The organism is Aneurinibacillus terranovensis DSM 18919 (genome assembly GCF_000430625.1).
In the GTDB taxonomy this organism is placed as follows: Bacteria; Bacillota; Bacilli; order Aneurinibacillales; family Aneurinibacillaceae; genus Aneurinibacillus_B; species Aneurinibacillus_B terranovensis.
In genome coordinates, this window is sequence record NZ_KE387171.1 from 47,014 (window position 1) to 70,785 (window position 23,772).

General features: G+C 43.7%; 23 protein-coding genes and 1 pseudogene. 9 read left to right on the top strand and 15 right to left on the bottom strand.

The features are described 5' to 3' along the window. Positions 1-132: 132 nt before the first annotated feature. The 4 genes from pduL to H525_RS0115800 form a co-directional block, all read right to left on the bottom strand. Positions 133-732 carry a phosphate propanoyltransferase gene (gene pduL, locus H525_RS0115780; RefSeq protein ID WP_027416968.1) on the bottom strand — a complete coding sequence of 200 codons (600 nt, stop codon included), beginning with the start codon at positions 730-732 and terminating at the stop codon, positions 133-135. Further along, positions 729-1,943 (bottom strand): acetate kinase, encoded by a 1,215-nt coding sequence (locus H525_RS0115785; RefSeq protein WP_027416969.1) that lies wholly within the window; start codon positions 1,941-1,943, stop codon positions 729-731. Before H525_RS0115785 ends, pduL begins: the two co-directional genes overlap by 4 nt. A 578-nt stretch (positions 1,944-2,521) precedes the next feature. After that, entirely contained in the window at positions 2,522-2,998 is a 477-nt protein-coding gene (locus tag H525_RS0115795; protein WP_027416971.1) for a CcdC family protein, read from the bottom strand. A gap of 192 nt (positions 2,999-3,190) precedes the next feature. Next, on the bottom strand, positions 3,191-3,376 hold the full coding sequence (locus H525_RS0115800) for a hypothetical protein (protein WP_027416972.1): 186 nt from the start codon (positions 3,374-3,376) through the stop codon (positions 3,191-3,193). A 125-nt stretch (positions 3,377-3,501) separates the two neighbouring features. Between H525_RS0115800 and acnA the strand changes: the two genes are divergently transcribed. Together acnA and H525_RS0115810 are read left to right on the top strand one after the other, a co-directional pair. Further along, positions 3,502-6,252 carry an aconitate hydratase AcnA gene (gene acnA, locus H525_RS0115805; RefSeq protein WP_035101582.1) on the top strand — a complete coding sequence of 917 codons (2,751 nt, stop codon included), beginning with the start codon at positions 3,502-3,504 and terminating at the stop codon, positions 6,250-6,252. 161 nt (positions 6,253-6,413) lie between these two features. After that, complete coding sequence (locus H525_RS0115810) at positions 6,414-6,737, top strand: hypothetical protein (RefSeq protein ID WP_027416974.1); 324 nt, start codon at positions 6,414-6,416, stop codon at positions 6,735-6,737. A gap of 150 nt (positions 6,738-6,887) precedes the next feature. Here H525_RS0115810 and H525_RS29650 read toward each other — a convergent pair whose 3' ends face one another. Then, complete coding sequence (locus H525_RS29650) at positions 6,888-7,064, bottom strand: hypothetical protein (RefSeq protein WP_155837348.1); 177 nt, start codon at positions 7,062-7,064, stop codon at positions 6,888-6,890. Beyond that, the gene (gene mnmA / locus H525_RS0115820; protein WP_027416975.1) at positions 7,061-8,164 is read right to left on the bottom strand and encodes a tRNA 2-thiouridine(34) synthase MnmA; all 1,104 of its coding nucleotides are present in this window, start codon (positions 8,162-8,164) and stop codon (positions 7,061-7,063) included. Before mnmA ends, H525_RS29650 begins: the two co-directional genes overlap by 4 nt. Positions 8,165-8,452: 288 nt before the next feature. Between mnmA and H525_RS25750 the strand changes: the two genes are divergently transcribed. Continuing rightward, complete coding sequence (locus H525_RS25750) at positions 8,453-9,076, top strand: 3D domain-containing protein (protein WP_051331092.1); 624 nt, start codon at positions 8,453-8,455, stop codon at positions 9,074-9,076. A gap of 100 nt (positions 9,077-9,176) precedes the next feature. On the opposite strand, the gene H525_RS0115830 is transcribed toward H525_RS25750, so the two are convergent. Beyond that, on the bottom strand, positions 9,177-10,127 hold the full coding sequence (locus H525_RS0115830; RefSeq protein ID WP_081413449.1) for a polysaccharide deacetylase family protein: 951 nt from the start codon (positions 10,125-10,127) through the stop codon (positions 9,177-9,179). 186 nt (positions 10,128-10,313) lie between these two features. Between H525_RS0115830 and H525_RS0115835 the strand changes: the two genes are divergently transcribed. After that, complete coding sequence (locus tag H525_RS0115835; protein ID WP_162142511.1) at positions 10,314-11,030, top strand: hypothetical protein; 717 nt, start codon at positions 10,314-10,316, stop codon at positions 11,028-11,030. Between the two features lie 183 nt (positions 11,031-11,213). Here H525_RS0115835 and H525_RS24415 read toward each other — a convergent pair whose 3' ends face one another. Together H525_RS24415 and H525_RS27465 are read right to left on the bottom strand one after the other, a co-directional pair. Next, entirely contained in the window at positions 11,214-12,425 is a 1,212-nt protein-coding gene (locus H525_RS24415) for a DUF1343 domain-containing protein (RefSeq protein WP_035101584.1), read from the bottom strand. 88 nt (positions 12,426-12,513) lie between these two features. Further along, positions 12,514-12,642, bottom strand: a pseudogene (locus H525_RS27465) (DUF2935 domain-containing protein); the annotation flags it as partial. A 414-nt stretch (positions 12,643-13,056) separates the two neighbouring features. Here H525_RS27465 and H525_RS0115850 point away from each other — a divergent pair. Further along, entirely contained in the window at positions 13,057-13,260 is a 204-nt protein-coding gene (locus H525_RS0115850) for an alpha/beta-type small acid-soluble spore protein (protein WP_027416979.1), read from the top strand. Between the two features lie 92 nt (positions 13,261-13,352). Here H525_RS0115850 and H525_RS0115855 read toward each other — a convergent pair whose 3' ends face one another. Next, the gene (locus tag H525_RS0115855; RefSeq protein ID WP_027416980.1) at positions 13,353-14,471 is read right to left on the bottom strand and encodes a mandelate racemase/muconate lactonizing enzyme family protein; all 1,119 of its coding nucleotides are present in this window, start codon (positions 14,469-14,471) and stop codon (positions 13,353-13,355) included. Positions 14,472-14,610: 139 nt separating this feature from the next. Between H525_RS0115855 and H525_RS27470 the strand changes: the two genes are divergently transcribed. Continuing rightward, positions 14,611-14,784: a class II aldolase/adducin head domain-containing protein gene (locus tag H525_RS27470; RefSeq protein WP_155837350.1), complete on the top strand. Its 174-nt coding sequence runs from the start codon at positions 14,611-14,613 to the stop codon at positions 14,782-14,784. Between the two features lie 47 nt (positions 14,785-14,831). Here the strand turns inward: H525_RS27470 and H525_RS27475 are convergent, their stop codons facing one another. Further along, positions 14,832-14,972: a hypothetical protein gene (locus H525_RS27475; RefSeq protein ID WP_155837352.1), complete on the bottom strand. Its 141-nt coding sequence runs from the start codon at positions 14,970-14,972 to the stop codon at positions 14,832-14,834. A gap of 239 nt (positions 14,973-15,211) precedes the next feature. On the opposite strand from H525_RS27475, the gene H525_RS0115870 reads away from it, so the two are divergent. After that, positions 15,212-15,568 carry a DUF2512 family protein gene (locus tag H525_RS0115870; protein ID WP_027416982.1) on the top strand — a complete coding sequence of 119 codons (357 nt, stop codon included), beginning with the start codon at positions 15,212-15,214 and terminating at the stop codon, positions 15,566-15,568. A 14-nt stretch (positions 15,569-15,582) separates the two neighbouring features. Here the strand turns inward: H525_RS0115870 and H525_RS0115875 are convergent, their stop codons facing one another. The 3 genes from H525_RS0115875 to fdhF are packed head-to-tail and all read right to left on the bottom strand — an operon-like array spanning position 15,583 to position 19,448. Next, the gene (locus H525_RS0115875) at positions 15,583-15,966 is read right to left on the bottom strand and encodes a phosphate-starvation-inducible protein PsiE (protein ID WP_027416983.1); all 384 of its coding nucleotides are present in this window, start codon (positions 15,964-15,966) and stop codon (positions 15,583-15,585) included. 53 nt (positions 15,967-16,019) lie between these two features. Next, the gene (locus tag H525_RS0115880) at positions 16,020-16,493 is read right to left on the bottom strand and encodes a helical membrane plugin domain-containing protein (protein ID WP_027416984.1); all 474 of its coding nucleotides are present in this window, start codon (positions 16,491-16,493) and stop codon (positions 16,020-16,022) included. Between the two features lie 12 nt (positions 16,494-16,505). Then, positions 16,506-19,448, bottom strand: coding sequence for a formate dehydrogenase subunit alpha (gene fdhF, locus H525_RS0115885; RefSeq protein WP_027416985.1), 2,943 nt, complete (start codon positions 19,446-19,448; stop codon positions 16,506-16,508). 255 nt (positions 19,449-19,703) lie between these two features. On the opposite strand from fdhF, the gene H525_RS0115890 reads away from it, so the two are divergent. Further along, on the top strand, positions 19,704-20,048 hold the full coding sequence (locus tag H525_RS0115890) for a Na-translocating system protein MpsC family protein (RefSeq protein WP_027416986.1): 345 nt from the start codon (positions 19,704-19,706) through the stop codon (positions 20,046-20,048). A 12-nt stretch (positions 20,049-20,060) separates the two neighbouring features. Then, the gene (fdhD, locus tag H525_RS24420; RefSeq protein ID WP_051331093.1) at positions 20,061-20,900 is read left to right on the top strand and encodes a formate dehydrogenase accessory sulfurtransferase FdhD; all 840 of its coding nucleotides are present in this window, start codon (positions 20,061-20,063) and stop codon (positions 20,898-20,900) included. Positions 20,901-21,135: 235 nt separating this feature from the next. Here the strand turns inward: fdhD and helD are convergent, their stop codons facing one another. Then, positions 21,136-23,478 carry an RNA polymerase recycling motor HelD gene (gene helD / locus H525_RS0115900; protein ID WP_027416987.1) on the bottom strand — a complete coding sequence of 781 codons (2,343 nt, stop codon included), beginning with the start codon at positions 23,476-23,478 and terminating at the stop codon, positions 21,136-21,138. Positions 23,479-23,772: the final 294 nt, after the last annotated feature.

A 23,772-nucleotide genomic window follows, 5' to 3' on the forward strand; every position in this document is an offset into this window, starting at 1 on the left:
ATCTTACTTTATTTTTCAGTCTTTTGTCAATATTCTCTTTAGCAATTTATTTGGAATAAAAATAAAACCGGGATTTGATTTTACCAAACCCCGGTTTTACAGCTTCGCTATTCTATTCAAAAAACACACGATTTAAACAGCCAGCAGTTCACGCTGCTTAATGTGCACTAATTCAATCATGTCTCCGGTTTTTAAACCGGCTGCATTAGCCTCATCCGTATCAATATGGAAGTCAAGCGCATATTTTTCGCTAACGCGAACGACGACATGGTCAAAGATTAAACCGCGGTCTCCATCTGTTTTTACCTGCACAATCTCTTTATCCTTGACGCCAAACTCCCTGGCATCGTTCGAGTTCATATGAATATGCCGCATCGCAATAATAACGCCTTTGTCCAAAGCAACTCTTCCTTTCGGACCAATAATCACAAGGCCAGGGGTCCCGTTAATGTCGCCTGACATTCGAATCGGAGCATTCACACCCAACACGTAGGAATCGCTTTTCGAAATTTCAACCTGAGTAATGTTGCGAATTGGTCCAAGAATCCGCACACGATTCATCTGGCCTTTGGGACCAACAATCGTAACGGTTTCGTCCGCAGCAAACTCGCCTGGCTGTGTGAGATTTTTCACATTCGTTAACTGGTAGCCTTCGCCAAATAAGGTACACAGGTCTTTTTCGCTTAAATGGATGTGACGATTGGATACACCTATTGGAATTAAACGTTTCATGATAGTACTCCCTCTCTTATGTTGGCTGCTTTCATTGTGTCGCGCGCAATCATGACCTCTTCATTTGTTGGTATGACTAAAGCTTTCGTTGGCGAATAAGGGAAAGTAAGTTCCACTTCATTACCTCTCGAGAGATTCTTCCACGGATCGACATAAATGCCCATCCACTCCAGCTTTTCTAATACAAGCGAGCGAATCAATGGACTGTTCTCACCGATTCCCGCTGTAAAAATGATGGCATCAACGCCATTCATCTGCATGACATAACTTCCGATATACTTGCGGATTCTTTCCACAAATACATCGATGGCGAGCTTTGCTTGTTTATTCCCGCGTTTTGCTGCCTCTTCAATATCCCGCAAATCATTGGAAAGACCTGAAATGCCTAATAAACCGCTTTTTTTATTTAAAATACTCATGAATTCATCCAGCGTTTTTCCCGCCTTCTCCATTAAAAAAGGAATAACGGCAGCGTCTATATCTCCCGCGCGTGTTCCCATCGTGACACCGGCAAGCGGCGTAAACCCCATAGAAGTATCGATCGATTTTCCGCCTTGAACCGCGGTAATACTGGCGCCATTACCAAGATGGCAGCTGATTAACCTGAGTTCTTCAATCGGACGATGCAGTACCTCTGCCGCACGTCTTGTAACATATTGATGAGAAGTTCCATGAGCACCGTATTTACGAACGGCGTATTTCTTATAGAATTCATACGGCAAACTGTATAAAAATGTTTTTTCCGGCATCGTCTGATGAAAAGCAGTATCAAATACAACAACGGCTGGCACACCCGGCAACCGCTTGCGAAACGCTTTAATACCCATAAGGTTGGCCGGGTTATGCAGCGGCGCTAAGTCTATACATTCTTCCAACTGATCGATTACTTCATCTGTAACCAAAACAGATGAAACGAATTTTTCTCCCCCGTGAACAACTCGATGCCCGATCCCTTTTATATCGTCAAGACTGTCAATCAGCCCGTAATCCGGATTCAGCAGCGTCTCCAGTAATGCAGACACAGCCTGTTCATGATTTTCAAGATGTAAATCTTCTTGAAATTCATTCTCATCAACCTGGAAGGTATGGCAGGATTCCCCCATCCCGATCCTGTCCATCAATCCTCTAGCCAACACTTTCTCTGAAGGCATATCGATAAGCTGGTATTTGAAGGATGAACTGCCGCTATTCACCGATAATATAATAGGCATAACAACCACTCCCCCGTTTCTTCTGTATAGAATTCTGTGTTAATCAATCTTCAAAAAAAATAGTAACACAAAAGGGAAAATATTTTGTGAAAAAAATCACATGAAATCGCGTTTTATTTGCCCATAATGCAAAATGTTAAAAAAATCGTCACATACTCTCGTCGTCACATACTCTCGTGAAAATAAACGGAAACTCTTTCAAAAGGAAAGGGGGCTTTCTGTAAGAATAAAATAAATGAGGGGAAGAAAAATATGGAACAGAGGCAGCGCGGGATAAGAACACACCTTCACTAGCAACGAAATCCGGGTCATTTTTGTGCGTTTTCCCTTGCCAGGCAATAAGAACTGTCCGTGCTCCTCTTCCGCTTGGAGGCGGCCTGAAACATGCGAACCGGTGTCGAATGGAATGGGTCATTTTCTGCTTCCTCGCAAGGGAAGACCCTGGAAAAAATAAAAATTAATCTACTTCTCCATTGCTCACCACCGCTTAGGATTTACGTTTTGTCATATCCAACGTCGCTGGTTCAATCAAAAAATAGCCCGCAACACTATAAAAGTGCTACGGACTATAGATATCGTTACGTTAGAATGGTTTCATCATCCAACTGGCGCTGAACTCTCAAATAACCGAAATACATCGCGATACGCCACGGTAAAATCATGCCGTACGCAAGAACAAAAAACAGGCCGGCTGTTTCCGAATAATTAATGTACATTCCGATGTACGTTTTTAAAATCATGCGCAGCAGGACAAGTCCCAGCAGGATAAAGACAAAAGCTTTAGAACGCTTCAAATATATATCATTATCCACGATTTCAAATCGTGAAGTTGCGATCAATGGATAAGAAAGCAGCATCCCTACGAAAAAAGCGATAATCGCATATTCGACGGGAACATGAAATGGCGGCAGCAGAAACATCACGAAACCAGTGCTCATAAAAACAGGAGGTAAAATAATTTTCTTCACGGATGCCGGTTTTTTTGACGCGCGCATGCGAACGGCAAACACCATCAATGCCATGCATAATGCAACAATCGTACTCACAATTGTCATATTCAAAACCAGTTCCTCCCTTCAAAGAACTCTAACTATAAACAACTTCTTATTATATAATATAGCAGTCAACGCTTTTGTGTACAATCTGCATATATTATTATACATAATACTGTGCTAAAGTTAAATATGTAAATGAATGAACGCCGGGGCAAACCCCGGCTTTGTCATCGTTTGTTCATCATTTCGATTTTATTCTGAACGCTTAGAGATTTCATCAATTTCCACGTCAACAAGGCTGTTGCGAAATACCGGAGCGCCGACTGGCTTAACCTGGTTGACCACACCGCCCCCGTCATTAACCATCCGGCTTATCCCCTCGTCCTGGTCTTCCGCTGATACCGCATTTTCCGGACGAGTGTTCGGATCTTCTGCCATACTAAAACACCCTCTCTTATATAAAATGTACGCTTCGTTTGTAGTATGCCCAATTATTAACTCATAACCAAAGATGAATCGTACATACTACTTATGAAAATACCGGATAAAGGAGACGTGTTTATATGCCAAACAATGGAACGTTGCAGGAGTTGGCTCGAACCAAATTAACGATTAACGGAGAAAACAAGTATTATTACCGCTTGCAAACACTTGAAGAACAAGGAATAGGCAATGTTTCGAAGCTTCCCTTTTCTATTAAAATTTTGCTGGAAGCCGTTCTCCGGAAAACGGACGGCCGGGTCATTACCGATGAATATGTACAGAGGCTGGCAAATTGGAAACCAAACCCAAAACCCGATGAGATTCACGAAGTTCCTTTTATGCCTGCCCGCGTTCTTCTGCAGGATTTCACAGGAGTTCCGTCTGTCGTTGATCTGGCGTCCATGCGACAGGCCGTAGCTGAGCTCCATGGCAATCCGCGGAAAATCAACCCGCTGATTCCAGTGGACCTGGTTATCGACCATTCCGTGCAGGTTGACCAATTTGGTTCCGAAGAGGCTCTTGCCAACAATATGACCATCGAATTTCAACGAAATACGGAACGCTACAAATTTCTTCGCTGGGCTACAAAAGCGTTTACCAATTTTCGCGTCGTTCCCCCATCTGTTGGAATCATCCACCAGGTGAATCTGGAATATTTGGCGGCTGTTGTGGGCGAGAAAAAAACAAACGACGGTATGGAGGTCTTCCCCGATTCGCTTGTGGGCACCGATTCTCACACAACGATGATTAACGGCACGGGCGTATTAGGTTGGGGAGTTGGCGGAATTGAAGCGGAAGCCGCCATGCTTGGACAGCCACTCTATTTTCTCGTGCCCCGCGTCGTTGGATTTAAATTAACGGGCGAATTGCCCGAAGGTTCAACCGCTACAGACCTGGCTCTAACCGTAACGAACATTTTACGCAAAAAAGGTGTCGTTGGGCAATTTGTCGAGTATTTCGGCCCCGGCCTTAATTCGATGACGCTTGAGGACCGCGCCACCGTAGCTAATATGGCACCGGAATACGGTGCGACTGTAGGTTTTTTCCCAATTGATGAACGGACGCTTGCCTACCTGCGAACAACGGGCCGGAGCGATAACCATGTTGCTCTAGTGGAAGCATACGCTAAGGAACAAGGGCTATTTCGGACCAATGAAATGCCTGATCCTGTTTATTCAGATGTCATTACGCTGAATCTTTCTACGGTTGTCCCTAGTCTTGCCGGTCCAAAACGGCCGCAGGATCGCATCAGCCTGGCGAATATGAAAGAAGATTTCCGTCGCGTTCTTCGCATGCCTCTCAGTGAAGGCGGATTCGACCTTTCTGATGAACAAATTGAAAAAAGCGTGCCGGTTCATTACGCAAAAGGCAAAGACTCCACACTGACAACAGGGTCTGTCGTGATAGCAGCCATTACAAGCTGTACGAACACGTCCAATCCATCCGTTATGCTGGGAGCGGGTCTTGTAGCTAAGAAAGCAGTTGAGAAGGGGCTGCACTGCAATCCGAACGTTAAAGTGAGCCTTGCACCCGGTTCACGCGTCGTAACACAATACCTGGAAGATGCCGGTTTACTCCATTACCTGAACCAGCTTGGCTTTAACGTCGTTGGGTACGGTTGTACCACATGCATTGGGAACAGCGGACCTCTAATCCCGGAAGTCACAGAAGCTTTGCGGAATAATGATTTGACCGTAGCTGCCGTGCTAAGCGGAAACCGCAATTTTGAAGGCAGGATCCATCCGCTTGTTAAAGCGAATTATCTCGCTTCTCCGCCGCTTGTTGTCGTGTACGCACTGGCCGGAACCGTCGACATCGACCTGTACAGCGAACCAATCGGCCGCGGTAAGGACAGACAACCGGTCTACTTGAAAGACATCTGGCCTTCTACAGAAGAAGTGGAGAAAGCGATCTCGCAGGCGGTTACCGCGAACATATTTAAAAAGAATTATGAGCATGTATTGGAGTCTAATAAGCAATGGAATGCACTGCCGGTTCCTACCGGAGAACTGTATGAGTGGGATAAGGATTCTACCTATATTCAGTCACCACCGTTCTTCGAAGATTTTTCTCCAAATACCCGACACATTGGAGAAATTAAAGGGGCTCGCGTGCTTGCCTATCTCGGTGATTCCGTCACAACAGACCATATCTCCCCTGCAGGTGCGATATCTCCTAAAGGTCCCGCGGGTATTTATTTACAAAGCAAAGGGGTGGACGTACGAGACTTTAACTCCTATGGTTCCCGCCGCGGAAACCACGAGGTCATGATGCGCGGAACGTTCGCCAATATCCGGATTCGCAACAAGCTGCTGCCCGGAACAGAAGGAGGAGTCACCAAATACCTGGCAACAGGGGAGGAAATGTCGATTTATGATGCGGCCATGAAGTATATTGATTCTGAAACACCGACCATTGTAATTGCCGGAAAAGAGTACGGTACCGGAAGTTCCCGCGATTGGGCGGCTAAAGGGACGGTTCTCCTCGGGGTTAAAGCAGTGCTGGCTGTTAGCTTTGAGCGGATTCACCGCAGCAATCTTGTCGGGATGGGCGTCCTCCCCCTCCAATTCCAGGAAGGAATCACCGCCGATGTACTTGGTATTACAGGGGAAGAAACGTTTGATTTTCTCGGCCTCAACGACGACATTTCTCCGCGCGAGACAATAACCGTTAAAGCAACACGGCCGGACCAAACAACCTTTGAGTTTAAATGTATCGTGCGGCTCGACAGCCAAATAGAAATCGATTATTACAAAAACGAAGGAATCCTGCAAATGGTACTGCGAAACCTGATCACGGAAGATGAAAGCGCCGCTGCACCGATGATGTAGGATACATTCAGTGTCAGCTTTTTAGGTGTATCCCTCTGGGAACTTGATAAAAGTTACATGGCGATTTTTGATTTATCGAAGAATGAACACCGGGACCGTTTTTTGCATATGGAGCTTTTCTCGGCGTAGGGGCAGCACTTTCACTCCAACCAACCGTTGCCATGCTTATTATTTTTGGGGCAGCGTATCACATTGCTAAAAACATGATGTCGACGAACCTGGATGCCTGGACATATGCTTCCATTGAATTAGATAAGCATTTTCAAGAGCGCAGATTGGACTATATTATCGTTCGGGAAATACCTCTGGGCATTGGCCGGAAGATCGGGGTGGGGGTGTTTTTTCTCATCAGAGCCATGTTTCCCATCCACTCTCTTCTCACCTACTCCTTTTTCTTCTTTCCTTTTGTATATGTGATTATGGCGCCATATTTAACTAAAATATGGAAGAAGGAGCGCGTTGAAAAGGCTTTTCACGCAGCGTAAGTGATAAGCCCTGGCTTTGGAATGTATCCAATAACCAGGGCTAATTTTTATTGCCTGTCCATTTCGTTTCATCACTTCTTACTGGCAACTAAAGCGTCACGGTCTACGTTGTAGGCGGATTTTTCTTATGCGCTACTGCGTTCCCATATTTTACAGTAATGCTTGCATCCGGAAATCGCGAATGTATTTACCGGTGGTATGATCATTTTTCGGGCCGCCTCCAAGTGGAAGAGGAGCATTAGACAGATCCCGCTTCCCCGCAAGGGAAAACTCGGCAAAAATACAACGAATTCGATGCATCTCACGGATTGGATGCATCTCGCTCACTTTTCGTTTTTAAACGCTTTATCGATCGTTCCACCGCCGAGGCAGACTTCACCTTGATAAAACACAACCGCTTGTCCGGGTGTGATCGCCCGCTGTGGTTCATCGAATATAACCTCGCAGCAATTGTCCGGCTTCATGTGTACCGTTACCCCCTGATCGGGCTGGCGGTATCTAAATTTTGCCGTACATTTGAACGTTTCCGGCATTTCCTTCCGGCTAATCAAGTGCACGTCCGTCGCAAATAAACGGTCGGTGTACAGGCTCTCATGATCCGTTCCCTGGGTCACATACAGAATATTGTTCTCCAAATCTTTTCCTACGACAAACCATGGTTCGCCTGAACCGGACCCTCCTATACCAAGGCCGTGGCGTTGTCCCAGTGTATAATACATCAGACCGTCATGGCGACCTTTTACCTCGCCGTCGAGCGTCCGCATCTCACCGGGATTAGCCGGCAGATAGGACTGGAGAAATTCTTTAAAATTACGCTCCCCGATAAAACAAATGCCTGTACTGTCCTTTTTCTTAGCCGTAGCCAGGCTGGCTTCCGCCGCAATTTCACGCACTTTTGTTTTTTCCAGGTGCCCGAGCGGGAACATGGTGCGTGACAGTTGATTCTGATCCAGTTGATTTAAAAAGTAAGTCTGGTCTTTTCTTGTATCAACGCTTCGCAGCAAACGATATTCGCCATTATGGCAATCGACCTGAGCGTAATGGCCGGTGGCAAGATAATCCGCCCCCAACTCCAGCGCCCGGTCGAGGAATGCTTTAAACTTAATTTCTTTATTACACATGACATCAGGATTCGGTGTGCGCCCTCTTTTATATTCATCCAAGAAATACGTGAACACCCGATCCCAGTACTCTTTTTCAAAATTAACGGTATAGTAAGGAATTCCAATCTGACCGCAGACACGTCTAACATCCTCATAGTCTTCTTCGGCCGTGCAGTGACCAAATTCATCCGTATCATCCCAGTTTTTCATGAAAATACCAATTACATCGTAGCCTTGCTGTTTAAGCAAGAGAGCCGCTACGGAAGAATCAACCCCTCCGGACATTCCTACAACGACCCGGGTATTCTCAGGTGATTTACTCATAACTATCTACTTCCTTGCCATTAATCTATGGCTAAACAATTGCCATAACGATTATTATAGCAAATAAAACGCTCGATAAACAATTAAAAATCGTCTGTTTAAAATTTTTTTAATCCTTAGGATTGGTGTATAAACTCAGACGTATCAGGGATTTGGTTGCTTTTTTCTCCGGTTTTCAATCATGAACAAACAATGAAATTTTCTGAAAATAAGTGACTCACTTACTAACTTATGCTATACTCGTAAAGACTTAACGTCCAACTCACCTTACTTCCAAAGGAGGTTGTCATGTCAAGGGGTAAAAAGAATATTTTTAACACACGAGAAAACGGTTTCAAGATTAATCTCTGGTCAATTGGCATAGGTACAAGTATCGCATCGGTTTTCCTGATTGGGCATTTCATTAGTTCTCTTGCTGAAACTTCTCACAGCTCAGCAAACAGATACGCTCTTCAAACTGTCAGCAATGAGGGCACCATCCCCCAGTTTAACGGAGAAGTCTCAGCAAAAGAACTAGCACCTCTTGGGTTAGCTTCGGCACAAAATCACCCGGCTTTTTTAGAGATTTCTTACAAGAAAAAACAAAAATCTACCCATCGTAAAAAAACATCCCGTTCAGAATCACGTCCAGTGATTCGAGAGGGAAGCACTTTTACCGCTCGTGCAACTGCTTATGCAGGTCCGGGAAAAACGTATACCGGCAAGAGCGTGCGCCACGGGGTAGTAGCCGTTGATCCTGATGTTATTCCTATTGGAACCACACTTTGGGTTGAAGGGTACGGCACCTGCCGCGCGGAGGATATCGGGAGCGCAATTACCGGAGTTCGCCTCGATTTGGGTTTCTCAAGTGAAGACGAGGCAAACGACTGGGGCGTCCGTGACGTTTCCGTTAAAGTTCTGAAAATGCCATAAAATGAATTTTATAATAAAAATAAAAAGGAGTAGTCGACACCGACTGCCCCTTTTTATTTTTCTAAAAATCTTTTCGTGTTGATAAAGACCGCAAATCTATCTATTTCATTTCCACTTTCGGTTCAGGAGAAGCGGGAAGCGCTGCAAAATGGTAGCCTTTGCTTCGTAAATATTCAATGACCTTTGGCAGCATTTCAACCGTTTGCTTACGCTCATGCATCAGGATAATCGATCCGGGTTTTACCCCGCCATTCTCGATATTAGTCAGAATTTTTTCCGGGTTATGCGCCAAACTCCAGTCTAAACTATCAACCTGCCAGAATATAATATACTGGTGGATTTCTTTCGATACCTGTCTTGTAGCCTTGTTAACCGATCCGTAAGGCGGACGGAAGTACACAATTTTATCACCAATTTTGTTTTCGATGTAGCTGGCTGTTTCGGTTAAATCCTTTTCCTGTTGCGCGACACTTTCTTTACCCAGCGCATCATGATGCATCGTATGCGATCCGATAACGTCCCCTTGCTCTATCATCTGGTGGCCAAACTGGCCCAGATCGTCCGTCACCTGATCCCCGATCCAAAAGTAAGACCCGTTAATTCCATTTTTTCGCATGATGGAGGCGATATCTTTCGTATACGCTCCTGGGCCATCGTCAAACGTCAAATATACCGTTTTATTGTCTTTCGTCGGTATATTATCAATTAATTTACCAAACGGTAAAGCAATATTCTCCTTTTGAGACGGTGGAGCCTGCGGTTGAGTCGTTTCCTCCTGCGTTTGCTGTTGGGTTTGTTGCTGAATCTGCTGCTGATGTGTGTTCGTGTCGCCTTTTAATGAATCCGGATTCTGTGGTTTTGTATTCGTTTGGACCGTTGAATCGTTAGATGTGTCCGCCTGTTTACTCTGATCCGTACTCTTCTGGCTCTGTGCGTTATCGTGCGCTAAAGACTTGGTCAACGGATGAAAAATAAGATTCACAAGAATAATGATTCCCAAACATGCGATCCCAGACCAGACTAGGACCGCTCCTCTTCTTGGTTGTTTCACCTATGCTTCCCACTTTCTATTAATTTTATCTACCTTCTATATTAAACTAGTTTTCTTAAAGAGGGTGGGAAAAAGATTTGAAACACTTAAAAATGGAATTCTTTATACTCTCTGCCATGTAAAGCAAGTGAAACTTTCACAAAAATAGCGGCTTTGTTTTTAGACAAATTAATTGGGCATGAAGAAATGAAAAACTATCGACCTGCCGAAAACGTATCAATCGTTACAAGCGGTTCAACAGACACTTCTGGAAAAACGACGAGATGGGTAAGTCTTTCCATCAACTACCTACAAGCGATTCATAATATACCGGTATTAAACAGCGGTTTTACCGTACATGTGAATGAAACAGGGCACGTTACCGACTTTTACCGGATGGGCGATAAGTTGGATAACGCAATCTTCCCGGATCCATCCAAGAGTATTTCGCGGGAAACCGCCGAAAAATCGTTCCTCGCGAACTTAAAAATGGAGCTTCAATACAATGAACACCAGCCAACAAAAATCCAGTCATTCCCTCCGGAAATAGCAGAAACAAAACCTGTGCTGATGTATGGACCTGCTTTTTATACGAGCGTTTTACCGATTGATGCGATAACAGGAAAGACGACCGTCATCTGGCCGGGGTTAAATCAACAGCCGCAAATCGTTAAACTCGCTCCTCTGGGAAAACAATTAGTCGGGCATTCGAAAGAAAAGGTTGCCGGCATTCTAAAGAATGAATTTGATTTTGATACGTCAACCATGGAAGCGTCGGCCACTACGCAGGATAGTATAGGAGTTGATGACCACTCTCACCCATTCATCACTTATTCATGGATCGAAAACACCCATAGTAATAAACAACCCCGTATGGCAATATATCGCCACAGACGACGAGAGTTTTATTCCTGCATGGGTTGACCGTAGTAAATTAAAAAGGGACTCTCATCAGCCAAACGAGATAAGTTTCTTTTTCACCGAAATGTATCAGGGAGTACCAATGATCAACCGTGGCTATTCGGTTTCGCTTGACGCGAATTATTTTGCATAAAAGATTTTGTATAAAGGGTATAGTAAAAGGAGAGCTGATTGCCCTCCTTTTACTCAGCGGAAATTTCCATACAGGAGATATTTCTGCCGCTCTTGTTTAAACTTCTGAAGGCCGGCGGCATACTTTGCTTCTATTTGCTGGGGTGTCAGTCCCTGTTGCAGGTACTGTCCCATTTTATTTGTGCCCATGATTTTATCGAACATTACAATGCTGCTGCTCGTTTTTCCGCTTTTCGGCACCTTGAAATGGCTGAGAGAATGGGCATATACGAGCGCATAAATCCCCGTTTTTGCGGGATTAAACGTATGAAAGTTGGTTATGTTTATCCGGACTCCACCTGCTGACCCGCGAGATTTTGGAATAAAGGTAACCCCCGGCAATTTTGCATGGTTGAGAAGTGCGGCATATTTATTCGAGTTAATCCCTTTACCGCCAATCCATGTAAATGTATCCTCCTGGTAAATTCCAGTTCCTTCTCCGAGACCTGTCGCCGAGTATCCAAAAACAGCGTTCAAATCAGGGATAAACGGAGAACTCTGAATCCATTTTAACCCGGTATCCTGCCATACCATATCCCTTGTATACCCCTCCATCGGAACAACGGTAAGCTTAGCTCCGATATTCCGGTTAAAGAACCGGGCAAGTTCACCTGCCGTCATCCCATGCGTCATCGGTAAATTATCGACACCGACAAACGATTTGTAAGTATCTTCGAGAACCGGGCCATCCACCGTATTGCCCCCGAGCGGATTCGGGCGGTCAAGCACAATCATCGGCTTGCTATAGTTTTTCGCAGCTTTCATGCAGTAGTTCAGCGTGGACATATATGTATACGAACGCGCCCCAATATCCTGAATATCAAAAACAAGCACATCCACATTGCGCAGCATATCAGCGGTTGGCATTCTTGTGTCCCCGTACAGGCTATATACCGGAATGCCCAGCGTGGGATGCGTATACGATTTAACATAGGTTCCGGCGCTTGCTTTTCCGTCAATTCCATGTTCCGGTCCATACAGTGCAGTAAGTGTAGTTTCTTTATAATCGGCCAGCACATCAATCGTGCTTTTTCCTTCGCTGTTCACCCCGGTTTGATTTGTAATCAGGCCGATTTTTTTTCCGTTTATTAACTGGCTGTACTTACTTAGCAGCAAATCATCCCCAAGCTTAATCTTCGGACCATTCGTTTCCGCCAGCGCTGCCAGACTTGTCCCGATTGCCATCAGCATCACCACAATCAGCAAGGCAAGCTTTCTCCCTATCATTTTCTCTCTCCCTTCTAAATTGAAAAATGGTAGAATCCTTCCCCTACCTTCCATAGTTATTGGACGCATGGCCTTGCCATTAGTTACCTCAGGTAATAAAAAACCATACATCCGAAACTTCCGACAGCTTTAATAAATAATAACACTCTTCTCTAAACATATGGTCGTGAAACAGCGGAGATAATATGCCCAGCAGTTGATCCGTAAGCTTCATTTCCTCCTGCGTTAACGTTGCAAGTTCGGCTCCCTGGATCGAGCGACGTGATTGTGTCAATAGCTGGTCGAATTCCTGAATAAAAGCGCCTGCCCGAAAAAATTTCTTCCTGTTCTCCAGGAGCAAGTGTTGTATAAATAAACCGGCTGTGATCCCCTAAAATCGGCAGAACCGATGTTCAAACAGAACTGTGTTCACGTAATTGCTCATTTGTTTCCCTCCTCTACGCACATTACAACGTATGCGAGGTGCCCAAAAGTGACACGTGTTGTAAAAAATCATTTGCAAGAAACATAAAGTTCCTACATTGCTGGTAAATAAATCATTAACTTTAAATACCAGTCATAACTCGAAGGGATTTAGAAAAAATAATATCACAAGGTTGAAAACCTTGAATAAAAAATAGGAGGTAACACAATGGCTCAAGGCGGAAACAGAAACCAACTTCTTGTATCTCAAGCGAACCAGGCAATCGATCAACTTAAGTATGAAATTGCCAGCGAATTCGGTGTGAATCTGGGAGCTGACACTACCTCTCGTGCAAACGGTTCTGTCGGAGGAGAAATTACGAAGCGCCTGGTTCAATTCGGTGAGCAAGCATTAGCCGGACGCGTTCAGTAACAAACGAATATCATGGATAAGAAAAGGGTGCGTCAGCACCCTTTTCCCTTATGAAAAGTTGCGACAAGTTTCTTCCTATACATATGTCATTCCTATATATAAGTCATTCCATTCCAACGGAATGCTTCCATCATGTCCAAATCTATATCCACTCCCAGACCGACGCCGGAAGGTACTTTTACCTGTCCGTTGGAAGGCCTGATCGAGATGATATTCGTAAAAGGATTTTCCATGACATCCCATTCAACCGGCTCTATCGGTTCCCCTTCCATTTTGCTCCACGGTACTAGACAGGCCTGAGCAAACAAAGCATACAATCGGGTTAATCCACCGTCAAAGGCGTGAGGTGAGACCCGCAGACCAAATTGGCGGGCTAACTGCAGAGATTCACGGTATCCATCAATTCCGTCTTGATGCATGGTGTCCGGCTGAACAATATCAATGGCGTTTTCCATGAACATGGGCAGAAATTGCTCTGCGCTGCTTAGATTCTCCCCACCGGCAATCGGGACCGACAGCGTTTGTCGTAAAAACTTATATTCCTCCGTTCGACTCATCGGCATCGGTTCCTCAAACCACGCAAGATTGTCCCACTCAGCAAACAGCGGCTGCCACTGCCGTGCAGCTGCCACGTCATAACTTTGATTCGCATCCAATGCCATTGAGATTTTCCCCTGGAAGTATGCCTGGACGGTATTAATATGCTGCTGGTCTTCCTGAATCGTCTTTCCGCCGATTTTTAATTTCACCTGTGAAAAACCTTCAGAAATAAATTTTTCAATCAGGCGCAAGGAGTTCTCCTGCCAGTTCACCTCGTCAGAGTACGATTGGAAAGAAGCATAGACCGGAATGGTATCATGCCACTTCCCACCCCATAAGTCACAAATGGATAACCTGGCTTTTTTGGCTACGATTTCTGTTAACGCCATACTGACTCCCGCAGCTGCCCGCTGATGCCACTTTTTTATAATTTTAACGAGCTTCGTTCTATCGGTCGCCTGTTTTCCAATAAGAAAGGGGATAATCCTGTCGTGAAATCCTTTATCCAACGTGGGCAGCCAGTCGATACACTCTCCCCACCCTTCTATGCCCGACTTCGTGGTAATACGAAGCAGAAAACAAGTTCGATATTTTTTAAATCCATTTGCGTCTCCATACGGTTTGCTCAGCTTATACAATAAAGGGAAAGTTTCGACCTTTTCGATTTGCACATCCATCTCTCCTTGCTGTAATTTCAACGTGAAGCACGTCACTTAGCTTGCTCTATCTAAACCAAATTTATAAACACGCAGTCTGTAGAGAATATGCGGTAGAATTAAAAAATTAGCGGCTGCAAATAATGGACGTTAGGTGCGGTCCTGCCAGTCCCAATTGTTGGCGGAGATGGTCGGCAATCCGATTCCGATTGATGAACACCATGCAGCGAAAACACGCGATCAGGTTGGAGCCCATACGATCGGCTGGTTTCATTTTCAACCGTTATATCATCGCATCGTTAGAGAACATCCTGATTTTCTCGATTAACAAGCAGCACTAAAAAAGGAACATCCCCATCACTTGGGATGTTCCTTTTACTGTTTGTATTTATTTTCCTGACTGGCCGGACTGACCCCGGTTGGACTGATTTCCTTGATTGCCCTGAGTCGATTGGCCTTGCTTTCCCCGGCCGCCTTTGCCACCTTGAGTGGATTGTGTTTTCGTATTGTTGCCACCCTTATTCATATTCCCACATCCAGTAAAAACTGAGAAAGCCATAATTGCTGTCATTATATAAATTGTCCATTTCTTCATACTTATCTCAACTCCTTTCCATGTACCCAATCTTAGTCATCCCCTCGAAGAAGTTTTTTAAACATGATTAACAACGAAGGACGAGAGTGTTCCCGCATAAAAAATACAACCCGGGAAAATCTATAAATGTTTAAATTGGGCAGGAAAGGACGATGCGTTGATGAAACATGGGACCCCATTATTAATTAAGTTTGTCATGACTATGGCTATTCTGTATATTATCCTTGGACTTTTTTATACCGTTACTTTTGGAACTGTTTTTACAATGAGCGTAGCTGTAACTGTACTTGCTTATTTACTGGGCGATCTGTTTATTCTGCCTACCACCGGTAATCCCATCGCCTCTGCGGCCGATATGGGGCTTACTTTTTTGATTATATGGTTTCTCTCGTATTTGCTTGCCGTTTTTATCCCGATGACCGCTATCCTTATTTCTACGATTGTAATTGGAATTGGAGAATGGTTTTTCCACGTCTATCTGCAAAACAGAGGGACAAGGGCCAAAACGACAGCATGACATGTCATTTTCCTTCATTTTCTCGGCGAACGAATTTTTAAGGAATAACTAATCATCAACACTAAAATCACGATGGATAAAATTAAATTTCCAGTTGGATTATCACGATTAACAATGATAAAGCGAATGGTAGCTGTAATTCCGATATATAGCAGATACCGGATGGGGAAATGATAATTTTCTTTAAAGTACGTTACAATCGTTGAAAGAAAGGCAAAAAACAAGAAAAACATCAAAATATCCTGTAATATATTTCGAACATCTAAAGTAGGCTCAATAGAGTATTGAAGGATAATCCAAATTTCACGAACCATAAAAATAGCCAGTACAATCCCCAGTACGATTAAGGAAAAATTTAAAATCCATTGAAAAAACTTGGTCATTGATTCTTTCAACATATGTTCCTCCAAATAGGAGAAGGCAGGTTAAAACCCACCTTCTGACTAACAGATTATTCTTTTAGGCCTTTCCCAAGTCCTCTTAGAAAACGAAGACCAAAACCTATTGCCCGATTCATATCCGGGTCTTTTAGCGCTTTAATTAAGTCAAACATCCTAACTTTTTCATCTTGCTTTTGTTTCGCTTCTTCAAGTCCACTTGTTACAGACGTTAACAATTTTTTTGTTTGTTCCGGGTCAATTGCAGTGAGAATACCCGCTGCAGCCATGAGATTATTGATCATGGATGTGACTTCTTTTCGTTCAACCTGGCCTAGAATTATTTCTAAGATACTTACCTTTGCTTTCAACATGGACTCAGCCGCATCAAGAATTCCACTTTCATGCAGTTCCCGAACGATAGCTATAGTCTTCTGAATCGCTTCTTCATTTTCAGCCAATCCGTTTGTTAGATGAGTTAAAGAATACTGCTTTTTTTCTTCTTCATTCCATTCACGATTTTTAATCATACTGATAGGTTTTGCCATAACTCACATCTCCTATTCCTGATCCACGAGAGATACATAACCTGGACGGTTCCACTTACGGTGAACTTCTACTCCATTTTGAGCAATTCGCTTTTTAAAACGCGGATTCGTACTTGGTAACGGAGTTTCTCCTTCAATACTCAATACTTCCATCCGAACTTTTGTTTGTTTATACGCCGGAGTATTTGTGCGTTGATCAACGGCAGTTCCTGTAAGGAAATTAACAGCACTTTCATAATCGGTTGAATTCATTGGCAGATACAATTCATTTGCTTTTACACGATCCGTCACAAGCACAGGCAGTTTAACCGCACCATAAGGAGAAACGAGGCGTACCAGAGAACCATCCTTAATTCCGCGTTCCACTGCAAGATCTGGTGAAACTTCAACAAAGACACCAGGTACTTTTAATTGAATACCTGCTGATTTACTGGTCAAATTCCCTTCATGGAAATGTTCAAGAAGACGGCCATTGTTAATATGCAGATCATACTCTTCTGGGAATTTCGCTGGCTCAACCCAATCTGACAGAGCAAAACGAGCTTTTTTATCAGGGAAATTAAAACCATCCACATAGAGAAGTGGCGTACTTTTTCCTTCGTTGCTCCCCCAAAGAAAACTGTTCCAACCTTCAATTGCTTCATAAGAAACGCCTGCAAATAACGGAGATAAACTTGCCATTTCACCCATAATTTCACTTGGATGTTGATAGTTCCAGTTTGCACCTAAGCGGTTAGCAATTGCTTGAATAATTTCCCAGTCAGGTTTGGAATCCCCTAGTGGTTCTAAGGCTTGATACAATCTTTGCACACGGCGTTCTGTATTTGTAAAGGTTCCATCTTTTTCAAGACTTGGTGTGGCTGGTAAAATCACATCCGCATACTGAGCTGTTTTTGATAAAAAGATATCTTGGACAACAAAGAAATCTAGTTTTGAGAGAACGTCATGGACATGATTGGAATTGGCATCTACAAGCACCATATCTTCTCCCATTAAATACATTCCTTTAATTTCACCCTGTTCAATCGCATGAAGCATTTGAATGTTATCTTTTCCTGGTTTTCCGTCAATATTAATTCCATATGCTTTTTCGAACTTAGCCCGTGCCGCGTCATCTGTAATATGTTGATAGCCTGGAAGCCAGCCAGGTAGTGTACCCATATCACACGCACCTTGTACGTTGTTGTGTCCGCGAAGAGGGTATGCGCCTGCTCCAGGGCGACGATAGTTACCTGTCGCAAGAAGAAGATTTGAAATCGCAGCAGATGTATCGCTACCTCCCGTATTTTGGGTGACGCCCATGCCCCAAAGAATGCACGTTCCATCTGCTTCGTGAATCATTTTTGCGATGTTAATTAATTGTTCTTTTGAAATTCCTGTTACTTCTTGTGCATACTCTAAGGTGTATTTTTCTAAAACCGTTTTAAACTCATCAAAGAAGTGAACATTTTCATCAATAAATTTTTGATCATGCCAGCCTTGGTCAATGATGTATTTGGTAACTGCCATGAGCCATACTTGGTCTGTCCCTTGTTTTGGACTGATAAAGATATCAGAGCGTTCGGCCATTTCGTTTTTCCGAAGGTCGGCTACGATTAATTTCTGTCCATGAAGTTTATGTGCCCGTTTTACACGGGTCGCTAAAACAGGATGCCCTTCTGCTGGATTTGCTCCAACAATAATCACAAGACCTGCCGCCGCAATATCCTTAATCGTTCCAGCATCTCCGCCCATACCAACCGTTCGGAATAAACCATCTGTAGCAGGGGATTGGCAATAACGAGAACAGTTATCGATGTTATTTGTTTCAAATACTTGTCTTGCTAACTTCTGCATCAAGTAGTTTTCTTCGTTTGTTGTTTTAGAAGAGGAAATAAATCCAAGAGCATTTCCACCATGCTGTTCTTTAATGGTACCTAATTTATTTGCAACAAGAGTTAATGCTTCATCCCAAGTGGACTCAACAAATTCATCACCTTTGCGAATGAGAGGTTTTGTAATACGTTTTTCACTGTTCACAAAATCCCAGCCGAACTTACCTTTTACACAAGTCGAAATAGCGTTTACGGGAGCATCAGATTTCGGTTGAACCTTAAGAATTTTACGGCCTTTTGTCCATACTTCAAAGGAACATCCTACGCCACAAAACGTACAAACCGTTTTGGTTTTCTTTATTCTTGTCTCACGCATCGCAGCTTCCACTTCGGAGACAGCTAAGATGCCGCTGTAACCCGGTTCGACTTCTTTTACCAAATTGATCATAGGATCCAGGACATTTTTTTCCATTTTGGTCATAAATCCAGCTTCCCCAACCATGGACTTTTCCATTAAAGCATTACATGGACATACAGTAACACATTGTCCGCAACTCACACAGGAGGAATCGTTGATAGAGGTTCCATTATCCCACAGGACCCGGGGACGATCCGCCTCCCAATCGATAGATAAAGTTTCATTTACTTGAAGGTTCTGACAAACCTCTACACATTGACCACAGGCAAGGCATTGGTTCGGATCATAACGGTAAAACGGGTGTGACATATCTACTTCGGTTGGATCTACCTTGGGCTGATAGGGATATTTTTGATGTTCAATTCCCATCATTTTGACCGTATTGTGTAAGGTACAATTTCCATTATTGTTATCACAGACCGTACAATATAGCATGTGATTTTCTAACAATCGATCCATGGCTTCTGTCTGTGCCGATTTTGCACGATCTGATGATAAGGTCACGTTCATTCCATCCATTGCAATGGTGGAACAAGCTCGCATTAGCTTACCATCCACTTCAACGATACACGTATCGCAGGTCTGAATAGGGTCTACTTCAGGAACATAACAAATTTGAGGAAGTTCAAGACCTGCCTGATTAATTGATTCTAAAAGGGGCGTGCCGGGCTTGACTTCATACTCTTTTCCATTCAACGAGATTTTTATAGTTTCTTGGTTCATCATGATTTCTCCTTTTTGTCTCGGAATAAAAAATCCACCACAACAGAAACACCCTTGAGGTGTTGATTGTGGTGGATTAATCCATTAGCATAGGCCTACTAATCGGTCATTCCTCCATAAAAAATAAATAGAATCTTAACAAACCATTTTATTAAGAAATCCATTTGTGTCGATTTTTTGTCCAAAAACAATTATACTCGTCTCAAGCAAAAAGACAAGAATGAAACTGTCAAGTAGACATGGAGGGAATAGACGATGTCTAAAAAAGAAACTGCATTCAACGATATTATTCGAAAAGTTAGGAAGGAAATTTTCGGAAAAGGACCCGAAAGAATCCATACTGATTTTGTTGAAAATATGGCAATAACTAAAATGTATGGAAACTTCACCCCGACTGAGAAATTCATTGCCAAAACACCGGAAGGCGTCCAAATGGTGCATAACGCAAGAACCCGTATGATTCAAGAATTATATAAACAACGCGTTCCAGATGGGTTAGAAGAACTTGTGGGTTCTAAACTACTCCATTTATTTTCGGATATCAAAGTGGAAGAAGATATGGCTGTCTCTGTTTTTATTTTTGAGAAACCTATTTTGTGAGGAGGAAAGAAAATGGAACAACCCATTACAAAAAAAAGAAAAATTGTTCACTATGAACGGAAGGCACTTTTTGAAAAAGAGGACACCATAGTAACTGAACATCCGGTAACTATAAAAATCAACGAAGAGGAATTTGCCACCTTAGTTTGTACACCTGAGTATATCGAAGACATGGCGATTGGATTTATGGCCTCAGAAGGCGTTATTTCTAGATTTGAGGATATTGAGGATATATGGGTTCAAAAAAATGAGGGATTTGTTCATGTTAAAACAAAAAAGATGAACCCTCTTTATCAACAACTTCATAATAAACGCTATATTACCTCTTGCTGTGGAAATAGCCGTGCAGGATTTGTTTTTTTAAATGATGCACGAACAGCAAAACGGATAGATGGGATTCATGTTACGTTATCATTTGATGATTGTTTTCGCCTTATCAACGAAATGCAGTCTAAAGCCGCCATTTTTTCTATTACTGGTGGTGTTCATAACGCAGCTTTGTGTAATCAGCACAGCATCCTTCTCTCTAGAATGGATATTGGCCGGCATAATGCTCTAGATAAAATATATGGCTACTGTTTAAAGAATTCTATTACGATTACAGACAAAATTGTCGTTTTTAGCGGGAGAATTTCATCTGAAATTTTATTGAAAGTAGCAAAAATTGGGTGTGAAATTATTCTATCCAAATCAGCTCCTACTGCCTTAGCTTTAGAGTTAGCAGAGGACCTTGGAATTACTACAGTAGGTTTTATCCGCGATGGTTCTTGCAATGTCTATACCCATCCCCAACGGATTGACGAATGCCGGAACAAAGATGGACAAATGCTGACGGCTGGGCTAAATGTTTAAAATCTCATTGACAAATGTTAGTACTTATTTTACCATTACCTCTGCTTACTTATAAAGAAATGACGTAAAGAAAAGATATCCCTTTCCCTCTTAAAGGTGGATTTTTAACAAAAGCGATGAAAAAACGAGAAAATGAAAAGAGCTCATTGGATTGAGTTCTTTGAAAAAAAAGACGCTGACGGCTCTTTCCGTCAACGTCTTTTTTTCTTTTTACTGTTGCTATGTTTGGAGAACGTCAGTTTTCAGAAATATATGTGTCAGGGGAGACGGCAGAAATAAATGAACTCATCTCCCCGATGAAGTACACGTGCAATTCGTGCATCGCCCGGGTGCAGGCGGTGTAGAACAACTTGCGTTCGCTTTCTTTTCCGTACTGCTCCTGCGAACCGTTGTAAATGATGACGGCGTCGAATTCGATGCCTTTAGCAAGATATGCAGGGATGACCAGTATGCCGCCCTCGAAAGAAGACGTCTCTTTCCTAATCAGACGAACCGGTACGCCACCTTGCAGTGACTCATACGCTTCCTGGCTTTCCCGGGCAGTTTTGCAAATGACAGCAATCGTCTGATGCCCTGCGCCCCGGAGTTCACGGATACGTCCGGCGACCTTCGCAGCAAGCTCCTCCGCATCGACTGCCCTCGTTACTGTTGGTTTACTGCCTTCGCGGTGGAACGGTTCAATCGCTTCTCCCCCGGTGATCAATTCGCGTGTGAATTCAACGATTTGTCGTGTGGAACGATAGCTGCGAGTTAGTACGAACGTCTCGATTTGATCCGTCCCATAGAGTGAGTACAGCAGCTCTAAGCTTGCGGTGTGGGTGTATATAGCTTGATTCAAGTCGCCAAGCAACGTCATTTTGCCGCGTGGAAACAGCCGCTTTATAAAGGCGATCTGGAATGGAGAATAGTCCTGCGCCTCATCGATGAATACATGCCGGATGGAATTATTCGTGTGAAATCCTTCCAACCTCTCTTGCAAATACAGGTAAGGCGTTGCATCTTCGTAAGCCAGTTCAGAACGGTCCACCCTTTCCACAGTCTGTGCGCAGACCGTCGCCCAATATTCGGGCACAACGGCATCGGGAGCGAATTCGAAGATGTGCTGCGGGCTGGCAAATAACTGCCGGTAAACCGCTGGAATATCAACGAAATGAAGCTGCTTCACAAGTGAACGCAGCGGCTTGAAGTGGCCTTGGACAACCTTCTTGGCAAGCAGTTCCTGTTCGCTATCGAAGTCATTGAACGTATGCTCCGTGAATCGTTTTTTTCGCCGAAGCTCCCGGTACGCCCACACGTATGCTTCTTTATCGAGCAATTCGATTTCCTCTTCGACCCACGGTTTCGTCATCTCGAGCCGCGCCTGTTCTTTCAATTCCTTACGCAGCCAATCTGAGATGAGCTTCATGCGGTTGGGAATCCGCAGAGAGGAATCAAGGGTATTATAAAATTGTTCCCGGATGCGTTCCGCAGAAATTAGTACCTCATCACGGAATTTCAGATCTTTGAAGACCAGGCCTTCTTTTCCGAGGTAGGAGACGTACTGCTCAATCACCTGTATAAAATCAGTGGAAGCTTTATACCTCACTCCATCCATACGTGCCTCATAACCAGATTCATTTACGGCCGTAAGCGCATATTCCAATTGGGCGAACGGATCTTCAAGACGAAACGACCTGCCAAGCCGGTGCTGCAAATATTCCTGAAACGTCGTCTGCTGCATGTTCTCCTCTCCTAGCTCGGGAAGGACGGTGGACACATAGCTGTTGAACATGGGGTTAGGAGAAAATAAAATAATTTGCTCCGCACGGAGTGTTTCCCGGTACCTGTAAAGCAGATAGGCTACCCTCTGGAGGGCCGCTGACGTTTTACCGCTGCCAGCCGCTCCCTGCACAACGAGTAATGAGCTGCGTTCATTTCGGATAATCAGGTTTTGCTCTTTCTGAATCGTGGCTACAATGCTCTTCATTTGTGCGTCCGCCTGTTTGCCAAGCACCTCCTGTAATAATTCGTCACCTATTGTGACGCCTGTATCGAACATGCTGCGGATAAGTCCGTCGCGGATCATATACTGCCTCTTTAAATCCATCCTGCCGGAAATTATGCCGCCGGGTGTCTTGTATGTTACGGGTCCTGGAGGGTAGTCATAGTACAGACTGGACACCGGCGCACGCCAATCGTAGACAAGGAATCGTTCTTCGGTTTCATCCAGGAAGGAAGCGATACCGAGATAAATCGGTTCGGCTTCATTCTCCCCGTCTTCCGCGAAATCGATTCTCCCAAAATAGGGCGACTGTTTAAGCCGTTTTAGCTTTATGAGCTGGTCCTGGGCATGCCGATAGGTACGTTCTCTTTCCGACAGCACTTCTGCCTGCTGCTTGATGCTTGCATATGTTTCCGCCGCTTCAACCGAGTCTTCGAAATTGACGGTCACATCTTCCCAGAAGTTTTTGCGGATATCCACGATATCAGCTTTCTTTTCTCCTACATGCTGTTGAAGAACACTGATGCGTTTACTAATTTCATCGACAACATAATTTACTCGCTGCTGTTCTTCCTGCCAATTTTTCTCTACGCTCATCGTGCCGCTCCTATTCCTGAGTTTTTTATGACCAAAAAGGTTTGACAAACCCATATTTATGTGATAATGTATTATTGAGATTTTATAAAATGATAAAATTAGTTATCTAATGGCCACTTGCCATTTTACCATATGGGTTTATTGAATTCAATATGTATGTTGTCCCGAACACACGCACACAAAACGGAGACGCGCATGTCGCCTCCGTTTTTATTTTAGAAGGAATACCCAGTTTAATGAGCGAAAAATTATTGTAGATGTCTTTGAAGAATAGGACGACCAACTTTTTATTAC

Bases quoted from the DNA above. Each gene is read 5' to 3' on its own strand.
- pduL (WP_027416968.1), bottom strand. From the start codon at position 732: ATGAAACGTTTAATTCCAATAGGTGTATCCAATCGTCACATCCATTTA.
- H525_RS0115785 (WP_027416969.1), bottom strand. From the start codon at position 1,943: ATGCCTATTATATTATCGGTGAATAGCGGCAGTTCATCCTTCAAATAC.
- H525_RS0115795 (WP_027416971.1), bottom strand. From the start codon at position 2,998: ATGACAATTGTGAGTACGATTGTTGCATTATGCATGGCATTGATGGTG.
- H525_RS0115800 (WP_027416972.1), bottom strand. From the start codon at position 3,376: ATGGCAGAAGATCCGAACACTCGTCCGGAAAATGCGGTATCAGCGGAA.
- acnA (WP_035101582.1), top strand. From the start codon at position 3,502: ATGCCAAACAATGGAACGTTGCAGGAGTTGGCTCGAACCAAATTAACG.
- H525_RS0115810 (WP_027416974.1), top strand. From the start codon at position 6,414: ATGCTTATTATTTTTGGGGCAGCGTATCACATTGCTAAAAACATGATG.
- mnmA (WP_027416975.1), bottom strand. From the start codon at position 8,164: ATGAGTAAATCACCTGAGAATACCCGGGTCGTTGTAGGAATGTCCGGA.
- H525_RS25750 (WP_051331092.1), top strand. From the start codon at position 8,453: ATGTCAAGGGGTAAAAAGAATATTTTTAACACACGAGAAAACGGTTTC.
- H525_RS0115835 (WP_162142511.1), top strand. From the start codon at position 10,314: ATGAAAAACTATCGACCTGCCGAAAACGTATCAATCGTTACAAGCGGT.
- H525_RS24415 (WP_035101584.1), bottom strand. From the start codon at position 12,425: ATGATAGGGAGAAAGCTTGCCTTGCTGATTGTGGTGATGCTGATGGCA.
- H525_RS0115850 (WP_027416979.1), top strand. From the start codon at position 13,057: ATGGCTCAAGGCGGAAACAGAAACCAACTTCTTGTATCTCAAGCGAAC.
- H525_RS0115870 (WP_027416982.1), top strand. From the start codon at position 15,212: ATGAAACATGGGACCCCATTATTAATTAAGTTTGTCATGACTATGGCT.
- H525_RS0115875 (WP_027416983.1), bottom strand. From the start codon at position 15,966: ATGTTGAAAGAATCAATGACCAAGTTTTTTCAATGGATTTTAAATTTT.
- H525_RS0115880 (WP_027416984.1), bottom strand. From the start codon at position 16,493: ATGGCAAAACCTATCAGTATGATTAAAAATCGTGAATGGAATGAAGAA.
- fdhF (WP_027416985.1), bottom strand. From the start codon at position 19,448: ATGAACCAAGAAACTATAAAAATCTCGTTGAATGGAAAAGAGTATGAA.
- H525_RS0115890 (WP_027416986.1), top strand. From the start codon at position 19,704: ATGTCTAAAAAAGAAACTGCATTCAACGATATTATTCGAAAAGTTAGG.
- fdhD (WP_051331093.1), top strand. From the start codon at position 20,061: ATGGAACAACCCATTACAAAAAAAAGAAAAATTGTTCACTATGAACGG.
- helD (WP_027416987.1), bottom strand. From the start codon at position 23,478: ATGAGCGTAGAGAAAAATTGGCAGGAAGAACAGCAGCGAGTAAATTAT.